Raw genomic sequence first — 17704 nt, forward strand, 5'->3', positions numbered from 1 at the left:
GCGCCGATGGTACTGCACTCGACAGGGTGTGGGAGAGTAGGACACCGCCGAACACACATTAGAGAAGCCCCCCAACCAGTACTGGTTGGGGGGCTTTCTCGTACCCAAAACACCCCACCATCACCTGAAAGTACCTTCGCCGGCCCCGACTTCGAGCGAACGGCACTTTCGTCGCCTCAGATCGACCCAACGCACCGTTCGCACGATCGAAGGGGGAGCATCCCCGCATCGAGTGAACGGCACTTTCGTCGCCTCAGATCGACCGAACGTGCCGTTCACCATCAGGGCAGGGTTTGGACGAGGAAGATGCCGTCGCCGACGCACGTAGCGATTTGTTAGCCAAGGTATAGATTGTGAACCGTCTCATAAGTCCGAAGTACTCTCCGATTTTGTGCCTTCGTCCCTAGCACTTTGGCCTAGGCTGAGTCTCATGGTGGGGTTGAGCAGCTCGAGGGTGTCGCATTTGCGACTCGTTCCGACGGAACCTGAAGAACTGCAAAGGTTTGTACTAGAAGCTGGCGGAGGGCGTGGGGGCATTCAGATTGCGCGATCGTTGCGTTCGAAGAGGCGCGCGGTACCGGCGCAATACGCGATACGTATCAGTGTCGACAATGTTTCCACTCAGATCTGGCGACGAATCCTCGTCGCGTCGGATCTGAATCTGGATGACCTGCATTCGGTGGTTCAACGGGCAATGGGGTGGAGTGACCGTCAATCGCACGCGTGGTCCAAGTCCGGCAGCCGATTTCCCGGCGAGGTCGAAGAGTACGTAGCTTCCGGGAGCAACGCCGAGCAGCGTCGGGCCGGCCGAGCGGCGATCGTAGAGTCCGCGGTACGCCTGGACGAGGTCATGGTCTCGCCTGGCGATGAAATCAGTTATCGCTACGGACGCTTCGGGAACTGGCGCCACACGCTGACACTTGAATCTTCCGAAGTACTGCCCGACGGGTTCCAAGTTGTGTGTGCCGCGGGTCGCGGTGCTTGTCCGCCGGAGGAATGCGTCGGACCTGACGAGTACGAGCAACTCCTCGGTGTTCTCGCTTCGGAGAAGCTGCGCTCCCATGAATGGACCCTCGAATGGCCACAAACTGATTTCGAGCCGACACGATTCGAGATCGCTGAGGTCAATAATCGACTGCATAGTCCTAGACCGGACGAGATCGCTGCGTCGTACGACATTGCGAAGCTCGTCGAATGCCTGGGACCCTCGCGAGTCCCGGAACTGCATGCGGTCCTCGCCCGAGCAGGCATTGACGATCAGTCGGCAATCGGGGAGTTGGTCCACGTCGAGGCGGGCCAACGCATTCAAGCGGTTCTGGCTCTGATCGGTGTCGAAGGGATCGGTGCCGATGATTTCTTCACGACGGTCGACGCGATGCTCGACGAACCTGAACTGGGACCTGTAAACCTTCCCCAAGGGCGATCACTCTTCGCAGTGCTCAAGAAGTTCGGCCTGGTGCGAAAGCACAAAGGGCAGATTGTTCTGACGAAGCGGGGACAGTCGGCAGAGCGGGACGCGTCAATGACGTGGTCGGTGATCGTCGAGGGAGTTCCGGTTGCGCCCGGCGGCTCGCAGAGAGCGGTGGAACTCCTCGTCCTCCTTGCCGTAGCCGCCGGCATGTCGCCGGCGGATCGTCATCGTTTCGTCGCGGGAGCGCTGGAGTCGATTCGGTCGTCGAGCATCCTGATGGCTGGAGCTCAGACTTCCAGACGTGACACGTCCGGGAGCACCGTAGAGGTGCTCGGATTGATCGGCGCTACGGGGTACGAGCTGGGGAAGTTCGGCAGCAAAGCGGACTCGCCCTGGGCTGTTCACCTCGCGAGGGCGATCCTGCGGCGTTAACTCGCGCGTCGACGCAGACAACCGAAACGGGGCTCGATCCGGCAATGCCGAATCGAACCCCGTTTCGTGTACCGATAGAGATCAGATGTTCACGCCGTAGTCGCGGGCGATTCCGGCCAGTCCCGATGCGTATCCCTGTCCGACTGCACGGAACTTCCATTCGCCATTGTGGCGGTAGAGCTCACCGAAAAGCATGGCTGTCTCGGTGGATGCATCTTCGGAGAGGTCGTAGCGTGCCAGTTCGGAGCCGTTCGACAGATCTACGACGCGGATGTAGGCGTTGGTGACCTGTCCGAAGGACTGGAGTCGCGCATCGGCGTCGTGAATCGAGACGGGGAAGAAGATGTTGGTGACGTTGGGCGGTACAGCCGGGAGGTCGACGTTGATGACCTCGTCGTCGCCGTCACCTTCACCGGTGAGGTTGTCGCCGGTGTGCTCGATGGATCCGTCGGGCGAGCGAAGGTTGTTGTAGAAGACGAAGTGAAGGTCGGAAAGGACCTTGCGTTCCGGGCCGGTGACCAACGCGCTGGCGTCGAGGTCGAAGTCGGCACCACTGGTGCTGCGTGCATCCCAGCCGAGACCGACTGCGACCTTGGTCAGATTGGGTGCGGCCTTCGACAGAGATACGTTGCCGCCCTTGGCAAGTGTGACGCCCATTCAGGTTCCTCTCGTTCGAACGAAGTGGATTTCTTCGTTCGGGAGTTCTGTGTTGTCCGTTCGCGACTCACATTACCGTGAGCGGGTAGGTGCGGTTCGACCGAATAGGCACCTCACTCGAACAGCGCGCGAAGATCCTCGGCGTCGAGTCCGGTGCCCAGTGTGCCTTCGGCGTCCATGACATTCGAGAACAATGCCGACTTCTTGGCTTTGAGCGCCATGACCTTCTCTTCGATGGTGTCTTTGGCAATGAGGCGGTAGACCATGACGTTTCGTGTCTGCCCGATGCGGTGAGTACGGTCGACCGCTTGTGCCTCGGCGGCCGGGTTCCACCAGGGGTCGAGAATGAAGCAGTAGTCGGCCTCGGTGAGATTGAGGCCGAAGCCACCAGCCTTGAGGCTGATCAGGAAGACGGGGACTGCACCAGACTTGAACTCCTCCAACACTTCACCGCGATTGCGCGTCGAACCGTCGAGATAGCTGTACGGAATTCTTTCCTCGTCGAGTCGGTTGCGGACAGAACCGAGGAACCCGGTGAATTGGCTGAAGATCAACGCACGGTGTCCGCCGGCAATGACGTCGTCCAATTGCTCGACGAGAGCCTCGACCTTGGCCGATGGGACGGGTCCGCTTTCCTCGTCGACCAGCGAGACGTCGAGACTGAGTTGGCGTAGCAGCGTCAGCGATTGCAGGATCGTGAATCGGTTCTTGTCGACGTCGTCGAGCAGTCCGAGAATCTTCTGCCGTTCGCGTTGCAGGTGGGTGTCGTAGATCGCGCGATGGCTCGGATGCAACTCGATCTCGAGTACCTGCTCCTGCTTGGGCGGCAAGTCTGCGGCCACCTGTTCCTTGGTGCGCCGCACCATCAGCGGTTTGACGCGTCGTCGCAGTTGCGCCAATCGTTCTGTATCACCGTCTTTTTCGATGGGAGTGCGGTAGACGTCGGTGAAGGTGGTGGGGCTGGGAAACAGTCCTGGTGCAGTGATTGCGAGGAGCGACCACAACTCCAGAAGATTGTTTTCCATGGGTGTACCGGTGATCGCGAGTTTGAACGGTGCGTTCACCGCCCTCGCGCACTGGTGGACCTTGGACTTGTGGTTCTTGGCGAATTGGGCTTCGTCGAGTACCAGTCCGGACCAGCGGCCGGCGGAATACGCATCGGTGTCGAGGCGAAAGAGAGCGTACGACGTCACGACGATGTCCGCCCCGCCGACGAGTGCGGCCAGATCGGTTTTTCTGCGGCGCAGCGTGTCCGTGATGACAGCGGTGTGGAGGGTCGGTGCGAACTTCGCCACTTCGGACTTCCAGTTGGATACGACGCTGGTGGGTGCGACGATCAGAAAGGGAGGCGCGGCTGGATTCGATTGCCTTGCAGCGCAGATCATTGCGAGGGTCTGCAGTGTCTTGCCCAGGCCCATGTCGTCGGCGAGTATGCCGCCCAGGCTGTGCTGGCGCAGGAAATTGAGCCAACGGAATCCGTCGACCTGATAGGGACGTAGCGTTGCCGTCAACGTGTCCGGGACTTCGACGGGATCGATGCCCGAACTGCCGAGCAATCCTGCGATCTGCTTCTTCCAAGCTGCTTCTTGATGTTCGACCCTTCCGAGCGCCGTCAATTCTTCCCACAGTCCGGCCTGAAATTTGCTGATCCCGAGTTTGCCGGTGGGCCGATCGAGTAGCGACCGCGCTTCGGTGATGAGACGGTGCAGGCCGAGTAGTTCAGGTGCGTCGAGCCGAAAGAAGGCGCCGTCCGGTAGCAGTATGTGAGTCTCGCCCTTGCTCAGAGCAGAGAACAGTGTTGTGAACGGAACGCTTTGTCCCGCAACATCGACGGTGATATCGAGGTCGAACCAGTCGGATCCGCTGTCCCCGTCGGGGGCTGATGTGCTGAGGCCGATCACGACAGCGTCGTCTGCAGGCCGGTAGTCGGCGGGGGTTCCTGCAACCGTGAGGTCGATGGCGTCGTGCGCTTCGAGTTGGGGCAGGAGGTCGAGTGTGAACTGCATGGAATCGAGGCCGGTCAAAGTTCCCGCGAGAGTGGCCTTCGCCGCGGCAGCACCGAGGCTCTTGGCAATGGCATCTTCGGCAACGTGGTTGCGGATCTCGGACTCGTCGGTGGTTGTGTCCGCGGTAGAAATGATCAGTTCGTCGGCATCGACGGTGTACTTCCATGCCGATTCGATGTCGATGCGGTGGTTGTCCGCGTAAGTGGCCATCAGTTGTAGCCGAGGACCGGACACAGTCGGTGGGTTGTAAGCACCGTCGGAAGATATGACGGGAGCGAGGTTTCCGAGTTTGAACACGAACCGCGACGTGAATGCATCCCGATGCTCGGCGGGTATGTCGACCGATTTTCCGGAGTCGATCAACTGCCTCAATTGGTGAGTTATCGGCGTGTGCAGTGGTGCGAGAGTGATCGCGTTGGCGGCGTCGAGCGCGAAGACGCCATGTGCCGGCGTGCCGACCAGTCCCCAGTCGGAATGAGTCACGATGTGCCCATCGGTCTGAATTCGGGGAGTGAGACGGAGGTTGTTGTTTTCCGCTCCGTGGACGTCGAGGCAGATGTTGGCGTCGTAGAGTAGGGAGATGTTGCCGAGGCCGGCTTTCGAGTGAACGAGTGAAACGCCGACGCTGATGGCCTCACGAAGAAGCGACCAGAGTTGCGGGCTCGCGAACCCGGCAAGATCGATTTCCGCGGCATTTTGATTTCGGTAGTAGTTGCCGGCGCTGTGGAGGAGATGTATGTCGCGTAGAACCCGGAGGTGATCTGCGGGGAACTGAAAAGTGCTTCCGAGTTTGTTCCAGGCGAGCCCGCCGGAGATCCACCCTCTCGCTCCTGGTTGTACGGGTTTGATGATGAGCCTTGTCGATGCGCCCTTGGTTCGGGTGGTGAATTGAATGCCAAGTCCACGTGTAGTGCGGCCGGCCAGGTCTGGTCGGAGCAACTCCTCGAGCGAGCTGTCCCATCCGAGGTGTTGTGGAGTCTTGTTCGCCTCCGCAACCGCTGCGAGCACCAACGCGACTACGTGCTTGCAGTTCATCCGCACGGGACACGTGCAGAGGCCACGCGTGAACGTTGCTGTACCGGCCGCGCTGCGACTTACCGAAATCGTGCAGGTGTACGGCTCTCGCGCAGTTCCCGATACAGCGCCGGTCAAGATGTCAGCGGTGTCGTTCCATCCGATGGATTCGACTGCATTCTCCCCCAGGTAGACAAGTCCGCGTTCGTAGGTGGTTGTGCCCACGACAGCGCGAATTCGGTCGAGGTCGAGGGCCCTGACTGAATCCGGTTGCACGGGGGCCAGCCTAGTAGCGGCGACCGACAGATCTTGTCGTGGTCGTTTGTCCAAGAAAGTCCGAACTGCACGGTATGTTCACGGAAACATCTTTGACTGGTTTGGGAGTTTCATGAGGACTGAGCGGCGTGCGTGGATTCGATCTGCGCGCACAGGTGCGGTGTGTTTGGCCGTCTGTGCACTTTCTTTGCAATTGGGCGGACTGTCGACGGCAGCGCCGAGTTCCGGAAGCTCGGGTAGTTCGGGAAGCTCGGGAAGTCTGGGCAGCGTCGAGGGAAGCGTGAGCTCGGGGTCGACGATCCCGGGACCACTTCAGGAGGATCCGGGCCCCAAACCGGACCTGCGCGACGACATCGTCGTCCCGGCCATCGTCGGCGAGAAGGTGACCGCACCACAGGCGATCAGGCTGACGGTGGCGTCGCCCGCACTTCGACGCGAGGTCGGCGTCGAGATCTTGCTACCCGCGGACAATTCGGTTCCGCGCCCGGCGCTGTACATGCTCGAGGGCGTCGACGCCGGAGAGAAGAGCAGCGGATGGATGACGATCGGCGGCGCCCCGGCGTTCTTCGCCGACAAGAACGTCAACGTCGTGATGCTTAATGGCGGAATCGCGAGCCTGTACTCGGACTGGGAGAATCCGGATCCGCGGCTGGGACTGCACAAGTGGGAAACCTTCATCACCGAGGAGTTGCCACCGCTGATCGACGCGCGACTCGAGACCAACGGAATCAACGCGATTGCCGGCAATTCCATGGGCGCGATGGGTGCAATGATGCTCGCCCAACGCTTTCCGGACATGTATCGCGGCGTTGCCGTGTTCAGCGGCTGTTATTCCACGATGGATCCGCTCGGCCGAACTGCCGTCCAGGCCACGATTTCTTCTCGAAGCGGAGATCCGGCCAACATCTGGGGTGTGCCAGGGGGCCCGGAGTGGGAGGCACACGATTCGTTGATCAACGCAGAGAAGTTGCGTGGCAAGGAAATCTACGTGTCGACGGCCAATGGTCGTCCCGGGTCCGACGAGACTCTGCAGACTCCTGAACTGCTCGAGCGTCTGGTGATCGGCGGCGGCATCGAGGTTGCCGCCCACGCCTGCACCAAGATGTTCGACGCTCGGTTGCAGGAGCTGAAGATTCCGGCGCAGGTGGATTACGAGCCGAACGGCACGCACGCGTGGGCGTATTGGCGTGAACGACTGCCGAAGGCGTGGCCGACTCTGTCCCGGGCATTGGGCGTCTGACGGTTCGACAACAGTGCTCGGGTTGTGGATGCACCACAACCCGAGCGTTGGATCACTCGCAGGCGATGCCGTCGTTGTCCCGGTCGAGATGCGGGGCGTATCCGTTCTGGCCCCGGTACAACGGAGCTGCGCCGGCATTACGAACGGCTGTGCAGTTCTGGTAGTACCGCGCTGGTGCGGGAGTGTTCTGCGGCGCCGGCTGGTTCTGGGGCGCTTGCGGAGCGGGCGGCGCCGGCGGTGCGAAGACCGGGGGAAGGAACGGCTGGACTGCGTCGGCAGAGCCAGTCGGAATCATGCGTGCGATCTCGATCGGTAGGAAATCGAAAACCGTGGATGCCTGAGCGGCGGGTGCGGCAACCAGAGTGATTGCGGCGCAACCTGCGACGCTGAATGCCAGACGGCGGAGCTTCATGTGACCTCGTGTTCAACTGGGCAGCCCTTCCACTTCTGAGGGCTGTGCCGGCTGAGCATACTGGTCATAACGACCAAATGGTTTATTTCGGTAAGGGTGAAATCTGGGGTGAAAAGCAGCGTCCCCGCACCGTATTGCTCAGGTGCGGGGACGCTGCTGTTGTCATCGAGGATTACGCGTCGACAAGTTCCTCGGCGAAGGGATCACCGTTGCGGGGAGCGTCGAAGCGCTCCTTGTCGAGGATTCCCTCACGCTTTGCGACGATGACCGGGACCAGTGCCTGGCCAGTGACGTTGACTGCGGTGCGGCCCATGTCGACGATCGGTTCGACTGCGAGGAGCAGTCCGACGCCGGCCAAGGGAAGACCCAGGGTGGAGAGTGTGAGTGTGAGCATGACTGTCGCACCCGTAGTTCCGGCCGTTGCTGCCGAGCCGATGACCGAAACGACGACGATCAGCAGGTAATCGGTGAAGGTCAGCGGAACGTCGTAGAAGCCGGCGACGAAGATTGCCGCGATCGCGGGATAGATTGCGGCGCAACCGTCCATCTTCGTGGTGGCACCGAGCGGAACGGCGAACGAGGCGTACTCACGCGGAACACCGAGGTTGCGTTCGGTGACGCGTTCGGTCAGCGGCAGGGTGCCGATCGACGAGCGCGAGACGAACCCGAGTTGAGTTGCGGGCCAGACACCGGAGAAGAAGCTTCGAACCGAGAGACCGTGTGCGGCAATCAGGATGGGGTAGACCACGAAGAAGACAATGGCCAGACCGATGTAGATGGCGGCGGTGAAGACGCCCAGCGAGCCGATTGCATCCCAGCCGTAGGTGGCGACAGCGTTGGCGATCAGCGCAGCGGTGCCGATCGGGGCGAGTCGGATGATCCACCACAGGACCTTCTGAACGATCGCGAGAAGCGATGCGTTGAACTCGAGGAACGGAGCAGCCTTGGGACCGATCTTGAGTGCAGCAATGCCGATTGCGCCGGCGATGACGAGCAGTTGCAGGACGTTGAAGCTCAGCGATGTAGTCGCCACGCCTTCGGCGACGGAAGTCTTTGCACCCAACCCCAGGAAGTTGTTCGGAACCAGTCCGGTGATGAACGCCCACCACGAGCCGGAACTCTTGGGTTCCTTCGCGGCTTCGGCGGCGACGTCGGTCCGTGAACCGGGATCGGTGATCAGGCCGACGATGATGCCGATGATCACAGCGATGAAAGCGGTGATCGCGAACCAGAGCAAGGTCTGCACGGCCAGGCGAGCGGCGTTGGCGACCTGGCGCAGATTGGCGATGGAGCTGACAATGGCGGTGAACACCAGCGGGATCACCGCAACGGTGAGCAGCTTGACGTAACTCGAACCGATGGTCTGCACGGTGCCGACCAACCAGTTGACGTTGCCGTCGGCTGCATCAGGCATTGCCCGGGCGACGAGACCGATGATGACACCGAGTACGAGACCGGCGACGATCTGCGGTCCGAATGCCGTCGCCCAGGACGGAAAACGGGACGTGGACTTTTCCGGCACGCCGGTGGAGGTGGAGCTGGGCATGACTATGCCTTTCGAAAATCAAGGGAGCGAAACGCAGCGCGGCACCAGAGGCCGGGCAGATTCGAAGAAATGTTTCCTGGTACGCGTCAGGTCAGAGCGAGCGCGTACACATTGCGCTCGCCTGCAGGCGAAGGTCGACGTAACGCCGACTGGTCAGGAACAACACTGTCCACACACTACTCGCAGCTTCAACTACTCGATCCCGAGGGTCGCCGCGGGAGTTCGCTTCGTGTTCGTCGGGTGTGCCCCGATCAGTCACTGTTGGTCGGTTGACTAGTCTCGACGATCAGTAGGTGCCGCACCGGCGCCTAAGCGTCGGCAAGCGGAAGCGAGAGACCGATGAGCGTTCGGAATGCCGAGTACCCGCGTCCGAAGCATTTCCTGGTGCACCTCAGTGACACGCATCTGGTGGCTCAGGGGGAGTTGTACGACGCCGTGGATGCGTCGACGAGATTGCGGGAAGTGCTCAGCGGGATCGTGGCCTCGGGCGCACGCCCGGATGCACTGATATTCACCGGCGACCTGACCGACCAGGGACACCCCGACGCATACGCGGAATTGAAAGCCATCGTGGAACCTGTGGCGGCCGAGATCGATGCGCAGGTCGTCTGGGCGATGGGCAATCACGACGACCGCTCTACTTTCAGATCTCTGCTGTTGGGCGAGGACGCCACCGATCATCCCGTCGACAACGTCTACGACCTTGACGGACTGCGGGTGATCACCTTGGATTCGTCGGTTCCCGGTCATCACTACGGTGAGATCTCGGATCGTCAATTGGATTGGTTACGAGCAGAATTGGCGGTGTCGGCGCCCGACGGAACAATTCTGGCGCTGCATCATCCGCCGGTTCCGTGCATTCAGGATCTCGCGGTTCTGGTGGAGTTGCGCGATCAGTCCCGGTTGGCAGACGTCTTGCGTGGCAGCGACGTCCGGGCGATTCTTGCTGGGCATCTGCACTATTCGACGACGGCGACGTTCGCCGGCATTCCGGTTTCCGTGGCGTCGTCGACGTGTTACACCCAGGACTTGAACGTGGAAGTCGGTGGTCAGCGTGGTCGTGACGGTGCTCAGGGGTGCAATCTGGTGCACGTGTACGACGAGACAATTGTTCATTCGGTCGTTCCACTCGGTGCGCACGTGACGGTCGGTGAGCCCGTCGATGCGGCCGAGGGTGCCCGGAGACTCAGTGCTGCCGGCATTCGAATCCTCGAGAGCGAAAAGGCGGCACGCTCGATCATCTGAGGTGGCAGGCGGTTTCCGGCACCCACGCGCAGTTCCGGGTGATTGCCGGGCGGTCGCGTACTCACTATCGTCGAGGTAGGTGCAGAGCTCCAGCAACAAGGACCGGCTAGCTGGACGGCAACCCTTCATGCCGATGGGGTGCCCCGGAATCACACCTGGCGATACGCGCGGTGCGTGTCGCAAGCGGCAGTCGCCACGAGAACCGTCAGTCGGGTGCTGACGGTTTCTGCGGTCGGCACTGTGCGCTCCCGAGTAGTTCTCGAACAGGAGTATGCGCCGATGACCTCGACCCCTTCTTCTCATCTTGCTCCGCTGCATCTCGCCGTAGCGCTGGACGGTGCCGGTTGGCACCCAGCGGCCTGGCGAGAGCCGCACTCGCGCCCGAGTGAGCTGTTCAGCGCGTCGTACTGGACTGACGTGGTGACGACCGCCGAGCGTGGTCTGCTCGATTTCGTCACCATCGAGGACAGTCTCTCGGTGCCGGCCAACCCACTCGAGCCTGTCGACGACGCGGTTGACCGGGTGCGCGCTCGGCTCGACGCACATCTCGTGGCCGCCCGACTGGCACCGATCACGAGCAACATCGGGTTGATCCCGACCATCACCACCATTCACACCGAACCGTTCCACGTGTCCAAAGCCGTTGCCACGCTGGACTACACCTCGCGCGGTCGCGCCGGATGGCAGGTGAAGGTTTCGGCGTCGGAATCCGAGGCAGCACAGTTCGGGCGCCGCGACATCCCAGCGCTCACCGATGCCGACCGTCAGTCGATCGTTTCAGGCGTCCTCTCGGACTTCGTGCGCGCGCTGTTCGACGAAGCTGCGGAGGCAGCCGACGTCGTCCGGAGACTCTGGGACAGTTGGGAGGACGACGCCGAGATCCGTGATGTGGAGCAGCGCCGATTCATCGACCGGGACAAGCTGCACTACATCGACTTCGAGGGAAAGTACCTCTCGGTCCGTGGACCGTCGGTGACTCCGCGCCCGCCGCAGGGGCATCCCGTCGTCACCGCATTGGCTCATCAGCGGGTCGCGTACGAGCTGGCGGCGCGGACGGCCGATCTGGTGTTCGTGACGCCGTTCGACGACGAGCAGGTCACGGCAATCCTGGGTGAAGTGCGAGCAGCCGAAGAACACGTGCAGCGCACCGGCGAACCGCTTCGGGTCTTCACCGACATCGTCGTATTCTTCGATGCTCCGGAAGAAACCGGAAAGGAACGGCTCGCTCGCCTCGACGCGCAGGCCGGCGCCGAATACCGTTCGGACGCGCTGACCTTCACCGGCACCGCGGCTGAGTTGGCAGATCTTCTGCTCCGGTGGCAGCAGTTGGGAATCGACGGCTTCCGGTTGCGGCCGGGCGTCGTCGTGGACGACCTCGACGCGATCGCAGGTGAGCTGGTACCTGAATTGCAGCGACGCAGCGTATTCCGCACCGAGTATCCGGAGACGAATCTTCGCCGACTGCTTGGCCTACCCATCGACGTTCCCAACCGCTACGCCGCCGGTACTCCGGCCGCCTGACAGACGAGGAATACATTTTCATGAGTTCTCAGAAGCGTAAGCAGGTCATCCTGGGTGCCTACCTCGGCGGCGTCAATCATCACACTGCATGGTGGGATCCGCAGGCGGGCAGCCAGATCGAGTTCGATACCTTCGAACACACCGCTCGAACCGCCGAGCGTGGGAAGTTCGACTTCTTCTTCCTCGCCGAAGGCCTTGCCCTTCGTGAGCGTGCAGGACAGATTTTCGATCAGGACATCATCGGTAGGCCGGACACCTTCACCGTGCTCGCATCGTTGGCAGCAGTGACCGAACACCTCGGTTTGGCAGGCACCATCAACGCCACGTTCAACGAGCCTTACGAGCTGGCAAGACAATTCGCGACGCTCGATCAGTTGTCCGGAGGACGTGCCGCCTGGAACGTCGTCACCTCGTTCGACGCATTCACCGGCCAGAACTTTCGTCGCGGCGGATACCTGGATCGTGCGCAACGATACGAGCGTGCGGAGGAGACCGTAGCGCTGGTGCGTCAACTCTGGGATTCGTGGCGAAGCGACGACATCGTGGCCGACAAGGGATCAGGGCGCTTTCTCGCGCGACCGGATGCCGGTGAATTTGCTTTCCATGGATCACATTTCGACGTGAACGGCCGATTCACGGTGCCGCGCAGTCCGCAAGGGCGCCCGGTTATTCTGCAGGCCGGGGTGTCGCCGCAGGGGCGCGATTTTGCTGCTGGCAATGCCGACGCGATCTTCTCACCGTATGGTCAATTGCCCGAGGCGGCCGATTTCTATCGCGATATCAAAGCACGTGCCGTTGCGGCCGGACGTGACCCGGGTGACATCAAGATCCTGCCGTCGGCGAGTTTTGTTCTCGGCACCTCGGAGGCAGATGCGATCGAGAAGTACCGAGAGATTCGCGACCAGCAGGTCACCGGCCAGACCGCTTTGGTTCTGCTCGAACAGATCTGGAATCTCGATCTGTCGAAGTACGACCCCGAAGGGCCCCTACCCGATATCGCACCAGACCCCGAGGCTCCGCCGATCATCCAGGGGCGCGCCTTCATTCACCAGGATCGTTTCGCGACCGTGGCAAAATTGCGCGCGGTCGCCGAGAGCAAGAAGTTGAATCTGCGCGAAGTGGTGATCGATCAGTTCGAGCGTGGACCGATCGTGGGTACACCGCAGCAGGTTGCCGAGAAAATAGATTCGTTTGTCAGCAACGACGGTTCGGACGGATTCATCCTCGGGTCGCACCTCGTGCCGACCGGCCTCGACGAGTTCGTCGACGACGTGGTGCCGCTGCTGCAGGATCGAGGTGTTCTCCGCAGTGACTACGAAGGAACGACGTTGCGTGACAATCTCGGTCTGCCCATTCCGGTGCAACGGGAGCATGTGACAGCACGCTGATCGACCGAAGTAGCAAGGGCCCAGCCGAAATCGGCTGGGCCCTTGTTTCGTCTAGGCTTCCCAGGGCGCCGGGATGGGGTAGTAGCTCTCCAGGAACTCCGTGATCTTGCGTGTCCGAAGTTCCAGATCGATCTCCGGAGCGCTGCCGTCGTTGAGGCAGAAGAAGTCCATGGAGCGCTTGGCGAGCAGTGAGTCCATGTCGCGCAAACCGGCCTTGACCGTCGTGTCGACGTATTTGACGGCGGCGGACTTCTGCACCACCGACCGTCCACTCATGAGCGTGTAGTAGTGGTACAGCGAATTGGTCACCGAGATATTGGAACTCGCGCGGAAGGTGCTTGCTGCAGTGGCCGCGAAGTCTTCGGCGAACTCGCGTTCCATCTCGGCCATCACGCTCTTGCGTAGTGGCGTCGCTGCGTGCTCCAGATGTCTGGTGGTCATCAGACCGAAGCGGTCCTGCAGCAGACGGCGGTTGACGCGGGCCGCATTCTCGAACCCGCTGCGGTCGTTGTCGTTGTGTCCCAATCCGATTCTGGTGTCGGCCTCGATGAACATGCTGATCCCACCGGGGGAGAAGAACATGTCAGGGCCGACGGGGCGACCGAAGAACATGTCGTCATTGGAGTAGAGGAAATGCTCTGCCAGACCCGGAATATGGTGCAGCTGGCACTCGACAGCTTGAGAATTGTGGGTGGGCAACACACTTGGATCGGCGAAGAACTTTTCGCTGGGCATGAACGTGACTCGCGGATCGTCGGCAAGCCAGTCCGGACGATCGGAATCGGTTGCGACGAAGATCCGCCGGATCCACGGCGCGTACATGTGGATAGATCTAAGTGCGTATTTGAGCTCGTCGATCTGACGGAAGCGCGCTTCTGATTCGTCGCCCTCGCCGACGATGTAGTTCTGCATGCGCTTGGCGCGCTGAGCCTGAAACTCTTTGGAAGAACCGTCGACCCAGGAAAAGACAAGATCGATATCGAAGCTGATATCGGAGGCATGATCGGCGAACATGTTCTCGATGGTCGGCCAGATCCGGCCGAATCGCTCGACGGTTCCTCGGACAGCTTCTTCGGGGAGGACGGTTCGTCGTGTCAGTGAGTTCTCGACGGGTAGGACGATTTCTTCGTCGGAAATCGACCACAATTCGATCTGAACGCCGATGTTCGCGCCGTAGTTCATACCGCTTGCGACGTGAACCCTCGGACGGAACAAGCGGAAGATCCGTGACTTGTTGGTTTTCGACAGGGCACCGTCCGCGACAAGGAGCGCTGGACTCTTCTTCGCGTCGACGGTTTTGGAATAGAAGGGTGCGTTTGCGCATCCCTCGACAAGTGCCTGCCGCAGGTTCTTGCGTTCCGTCCAGCTGACCGCGATGACCGGGCGCTCGTCGTTTCCGCGGACGAGTAGATACTCGATTCCTGCGGCGTCGAGGATGTCGCGGATGAAGAGGAGATCTTCGACCATCGCTTCGAGCGGCGTGGTGGTCGTGATCGCGAGGGCAAAACGATTCTTGAATCGGACGGTCTCGGGTAGCTCGCCCATCCGTGCGCGTGACGCGGCCGACGCCGGCTCCACAGGATTGGGGCTGTCCTGCTCCGGAGGTACGAAGTAGATGTCGTGCGGAGCGGGAGATTCTGTAATGGGATGCCTTCCGATTCTGATCCAGCTGTGTATCTGTCGCCCCCGACGCTGCGAGAGCGTGGTGGCGACGAGCTCAGTCTATGCCGTCGGCGCCGAAAGTCGGACATGAGTGACGGGGATGGGTAGCGCGGGGCGAGTCGGGTACCCCGAGGACCGAAGCGAGAGTGAAGGAGGAGAACCGATGCGTGTGAAAGCGATGGTCGGAACAGGCGCGATGGCGGTTGCGCTGGCCGCCGGCCCAGTTGCGACAGCGTCTGCGGAGCGAACCGAGGCAGCGGGGTCGGAGGGTTCACCGGAGATGCTGACCTGCGAGGTTGTCTTCGATGCACTCGAAGACATGAGCCCGGAATGGACGGAAGAGGGGATCGATCAGGTCGAAGACTGGTGTGAGGCGATCACCGGCGAAGAAGACTGACCGTCAGCCGCGCGAGATCACTCGTCGCGACAGTCGCCACCGCCCGTCTTCGAGTTCGAACTCGTCCGCGTAGCTCCCGACGCCGCTGAGTTCGGGCGACGTGGCTGTGTCGACGTAGAACGTCCACACCGCATCCGCGCGGGCTGTCGTTTCCGAGGTCACGTCCACGGCGATCGCCGTGGTGATGTGGCGTGTGAATGTGCCCGGGCCTTGTATGCCGGCGGCTCGACGCTCGACTACTCCAGCAGCAATTTCTTCGCGGCCACGTCGTACCTGTGCGGGGATACCGCGATCGGGGTTGGCCGGCATGTTCCATTCGGCCTCGCGGGTGAACTGCTCCACGTAATCCTCGACCGAGCCGGTATCGGCAAGATGCGCGATGCGAGCGAGCGTTGAACGAATCTGTTCGGCAGGGCCCTCGGGTTGCATGCTGTCCTCCGTAGACGTGGGTGCGGCAGATCGCACGCTACAGCTCATGACGACAACGACGACGGCCTCGTCCCAGTGAGCGGCAGTATTCTCCGGCGAGGGAGCGGTGAACTTTGAGATCACCTCGAGTTCAACCGTATTCGAGCCCGCAGCGTAAATGATTGAGTGTTCACAGTAGGCGGCGCCATGACGACTGCCGCGCCCGTAGGCTTGACCGACTCACAGGAGATCGCCATGTCCGTCACCGAACTCGAACGTGTCACCCAGACCCCGGAGCAGATCTACGCTGCCGGCGGAATCACCGTCCACAAAGTAGGCGAGCTGATCGGCGCCCGCATCGACGGCGTCCATCTCTCCGGGGACTTGTCCGAAGAGACCGCTTACGCGATCAACTATGCGCTGGCAGCGCACAAGGTTGTGTTCTTCCGTGGGCAGCATCATCTCGACGACACGTCGCAGTACGAATTCGCCGGAACCCTCGGCACCCAGACCACCCCGCATCCGACGGTGAAGTCCAGGGGCGACAAGCTGTTGGTGCTCGACCGAGCCGCCAACAGTTGGCACACGGACGTGACGTTCGTCGACCGCATCCCGAAAGCCTCGATTCTGCGAGCGACGACCATTCCCGAGTACGGCGGAGCGACCACGTGGGCGTCGACCACCGCCGCGTACGACCAACTGCCGTCTTCACTCAAGGTCTTGGTCGAGAATTTGCGGGCCGTTCACACCAATGCCTACGACTATGCCGAGGTTGTCGATCAGGCGAACCCGGTAGACGCGCAGCGCCAGGCCTACTACGCCGAATTCACCCGTGAGATCTACGAGACCGAACACCCGGTGGTGCGTATCCATCCGGCGACGGGGGAGAAGACCCTCCTGCTCGGTCACTTCTTCAAGGAGTTCGTCGGGCTCAAGCCGTCGGAGTCGGTAGCTCTTTACCAGATCCTGCAGGCACGAATCATCAAGTTGGAAAACACTGTTCGATGGAACTGGTCGGCCGGCGACCTGGCGATCTGGGACAACCAGGCGACTCAGCATTACGGTATCGCCGACTACGGGACTCAGGCGCGCAGTGTGCACCGAGTGACATTGGCCGGCGACGTCCCCGTCGACGTCCACGGCGAGCAGAGTCGAATCCTCCAGGGTGACGCCGCGGAGTATTCGATCATCGCGGACATCGATCGGCTTCCCGGCTTCGCCGCGAACTGATCAGTCGTGCTGCGGGTGATCCGGCGGGAACATCTGTCCCCATGAGTGACTGCACGCTCGGCACGTCCATTCCGGGGTGTCCGGTCCCACGACGCAGCCAGTTGCGGCGAGCCACGGTAGGTGATCGAACGGATGGACCGGCATCCCCGGGGCACACTGAGCGGTTCTGTGTGCACCGCAGTGTGGGCACGGTGGATTTTTCGCCAGCATGTAGTCGATGAAGTTGGTGTGCCCAGACGTGGCCATCCTTCCGGTGCACTTGCGGCACAGGACGGCTGGGTAGTCGTCACCAGGTTCAGCCTGCCTGAAGATCCGTGATGCGGAATGAAAGTGAAGGCGATCACCGCTGTTGAACATTCGCAACGGCAGCGGTGAGCGGCAACCTGTGCAGTTTCCCCGCTCGTTCATCAACGTTCGGGCGTGGGCAGCTGTGGACGTCGGATCCAGCGTGTCGATGTCGCCGAAGTAGTGCGCATAGTGTGACTGGCCGGCCGTGAGAATCCGGTTCGCCAGTGCGTCGTCGACCGGCCCCGGGTCCGTGGGAAACGTGATGGACCATCGTTGTTCGAGTTCGGGAACGGTGGGCAAACCGTGGAGTTCGTACGGGCGTTCATCGACTTCAATCGGCGACGTGCCGTCGAACGGCGCAGCCACGGTCTCGATGCAGAGCAGCGTGCGAGGAGTGGTGTCGAGAACAGTGATCAGCAGGTCGCCGATGGCCATCTTTCCGCGCATGATCCAGGGATCGACACGGGCACGGGGTTCGAGAAACGCGACCACGGCATCGAGCCACGGCGTGCCGAGTGCGATGAATACGTGCTGACCGGAGCTCCGCGTGATCATCGAACGATTCTCGCAA

General features: G+C 61.4%; 14 protein-coding genes and 1 riboswitch. Of the genes, 7 read left to right on the plus strand and 7 right to left on the minus strand.

Going from position 1 to position 17704, the window contains the following annotated elements:
• Window positions 1-553 precede the first annotated feature (553 nt).
• Window positions 554-1843, plus strand: a complete 1290-nt coding sequence (locus tag M1L53_RS23250) for a plasmid pRiA4b ORF-3 family protein (protein WP_223304601.1) — start codon at window positions 554-556, stop codon at window positions 1841-1843.
• An 81-nt stretch (window positions 1844-1924) separates the two neighbouring features.
• On the opposite strand, the gene M1L53_RS23255 is transcribed toward M1L53_RS23250, so the two are convergent.
• Together M1L53_RS23255 and M1L53_RS23260 are read right to left on the minus strand one after the other, a co-directional pair.
• A complete protein-coding gene (locus M1L53_RS23255) occupies window positions 1925-2500 on the minus strand; it encodes a TerD family protein (protein ID WP_003940660.1) in 576 nt (191 codons plus the stop codon).
• Window positions 2501-2613: 113 nt separating this feature from the next.
• Window positions 2614-5796 (minus strand): DEAD/DEAH box helicase, encoded by a 3183-nt coding sequence (locus M1L53_RS23260; RefSeq protein WP_054187296.1) that lies wholly within the window; start codon window positions 5794-5796, stop codon window positions 2614-2616.
• A 112-nt stretch (window positions 5797-5908) separates the two neighbouring features.
• Here M1L53_RS23260 and M1L53_RS23265 point away from each other — a divergent pair, with 112 nt between their 5' ends.
• On the plus strand, window positions 5909-7036 hold the full coding sequence (locus M1L53_RS23265) for an alpha/beta hydrolase family protein (protein WP_031333643.1): 1128 nt from the start codon (window positions 5909-5911) through the stop codon (window positions 7034-7036).
• A gap of 52 nt (window positions 7037-7088) precedes the next feature.
• On the opposite strand, the gene M1L53_RS23270 is transcribed toward M1L53_RS23265, so the two are convergent.
• Window positions 7089-7448, minus strand: coding sequence for an excalibur calcium-binding domain-containing protein (locus M1L53_RS23270; RefSeq protein ID WP_003940648.1), 360 nt, complete (start codon window positions 7446-7448; stop codon window positions 7089-7091).
• 172 nt (window positions 7449-7620) lie between these two features.
• Window positions 7621-8994 carry a dicarboxylate/amino acid:cation symporter gene (locus M1L53_RS23275; RefSeq protein WP_003940669.1) on the minus strand — a complete coding sequence of 458 codons (1374 nt, stop codon included), beginning with the start codon at window positions 8992-8994 and terminating at the stop codon, window positions 7621-7623.
• Window positions 8995-9333: 339 nt separating this feature from the next.
• Here M1L53_RS23275 and M1L53_RS23280 point away from each other — a divergent pair, with 339 nt between their 5' ends.
• From M1L53_RS23280 to M1L53_RS23290, 3 genes are all read left to right on the plus strand, one after another.
• On the plus strand, window positions 9334-10239 hold the full coding sequence (locus M1L53_RS23280; protein ID WP_054187298.1) for a phosphodiesterase: 906 nt from the start codon (window positions 9334-9336) through the stop codon (window positions 10237-10239).
• Between the two features lie 78 nt (window positions 10240-10317).
• Window positions 10318-10431, plus strand: a riboswitch (SAM riboswitch).
• On the plus strand, window positions 10414-11760 hold the full coding sequence (locus M1L53_RS23285; protein ID WP_054187299.1) for an LLM class flavin-dependent oxidoreductase: 1347 nt from the start codon (window positions 10414-10416) through the stop codon (window positions 11758-11760). It overlaps the preceding riboswitch by 18 nt.
• 20 nt (window positions 11761-11780) lie before the next feature.
• A complete protein-coding gene (locus M1L53_RS23290) occupies window positions 11781-13148 on the plus strand; it encodes an NtaA/DmoA family FMN-dependent monooxygenase (protein WP_054187300.1) in 1368 nt (455 codons plus the stop codon).
• A 51-nt stretch (window positions 13149-13199) separates the two neighbouring features.
• Here M1L53_RS23290 and M1L53_RS23295 read toward each other — a convergent pair whose 3' ends face one another.
• A complete protein-coding gene (locus tag M1L53_RS23295) occupies window positions 13200-14693 on the minus strand; it encodes a stealth family protein (RefSeq protein ID WP_020970156.1) in 1494 nt (497 codons plus the stop codon).
• Window positions 14694-14973: 280 nt separating this feature from the next.
• Here M1L53_RS23295 and M1L53_RS23300 point away from each other — a divergent pair, with 280 nt between their 5' ends.
• A complete protein-coding gene (locus M1L53_RS23300) occupies window positions 14974-15207 on the plus strand; it encodes a hypothetical protein (protein ID WP_007729258.1) in 234 nt (77 codons plus the stop codon).
• A 3-nt stretch (window positions 15208-15210) separates the two neighbouring features.
• On the opposite strand, the gene M1L53_RS23305 is transcribed toward M1L53_RS23300, so the two are convergent.
• Window positions 15211-15759 carry a nuclear transport factor 2 family protein gene (locus M1L53_RS23305; RefSeq protein WP_232319012.1) on the minus strand — a complete coding sequence of 183 codons (549 nt, stop codon included), beginning with the start codon at window positions 15757-15759 and terminating at the stop codon, window positions 15211-15213.
• Between the two features lie 111 nt (window positions 15760-15870).
• On the opposite strand from M1L53_RS23305, the gene M1L53_RS23310 reads away from it, so the two are divergent.
• Complete coding sequence (locus M1L53_RS23310; protein WP_003940665.1) at window positions 15871-16845, plus strand: TauD/TfdA family dioxygenase; 975 nt, start codon at window positions 15871-15873, stop codon at window positions 16843-16845.
• On the opposite strand, the gene M1L53_RS23315 is transcribed toward M1L53_RS23310, so the two are convergent.
• Entirely contained in the window at window positions 16846-17688 is an 843-nt protein-coding gene (locus M1L53_RS23315) for a hypothetical protein (RefSeq protein ID WP_054187301.1), read from the minus strand.
• Window positions 17689-17704: the final 16 nt, after the last annotated feature.

It is taken from the genome of Rhodococcus sp. T9N (assembly GCF_024436645.1).
In the GTDB taxonomy this organism is placed as follows: domain Bacteria; phylum Actinomycetota; class Actinomycetes; order Mycobacteriales; family Mycobacteriaceae; genus Rhodococcus_F; species Rhodococcus_F qingshengii.

Bases quoted from the DNA above. Each gene is read 5' to 3' on its own strand.
- M1L53_RS23255 (WP_003940660.1), bottom strand. From the start codon at position 2,500: ATGGGCGTCACACTTGCCAAGGGCGGCAACGTATCTCTGTCGAAGGCC.
- M1L53_RS23265 (WP_031333643.1), top strand. From the start codon at position 5,909: ATGAGGACTGAGCGGCGTGCGTGGATTCGATCTGCGCGCACAGGTGCG.
- M1L53_RS23270 (WP_003940648.1), bottom strand. From the start codon at position 7,448: ATGAAGCTCCGCCGTCTGGCATTCAGCGTCGCAGGTTGCGCCGCAATC.
- M1L53_RS23275 (WP_003940669.1), bottom strand. From the start codon at position 8,994: ATGCCCAGCTCCACCTCCACCGGCGTGCCGGAAAAGTCCACGTCCCGT.
- M1L53_RS23280 (WP_054187298.1), top strand. From the start codon at position 9,334: ATGAGCGTTCGGAATGCCGAGTACCCGCGTCCGAAGCATTTCCTGGTG.
- M1L53_RS23290 (WP_054187300.1), top strand. From the start codon at position 11,781: ATGAGTTCTCAGAAGCGTAAGCAGGTCATCCTGGGTGCCTACCTCGGC.
- M1L53_RS23295 (WP_020970156.1), bottom strand. From the start codon at position 14,693: ATGGGCGAGCTACCCGAGACCGTCCGATTCAAGAATCGTTTTGCCCTC.
- M1L53_RS23300 (WP_007729258.1), top strand. From the start codon at position 14,974: ATGCGTGTGAAAGCGATGGTCGGAACAGGCGCGATGGCGGTTGCGCTG.
- M1L53_RS23310 (WP_003940665.1), top strand. From the start codon at position 15,871: ATGTCCGTCACCGAACTCGAACGTGTCACCCAGACCCCGGAGCAGATC.
- M1L53_RS23315 (WP_054187301.1), bottom strand. From the start codon at position 17,688: ATGATCACGCGGAGCTCCGGTCAGCACGTATTCATCGCACTCGGCACG.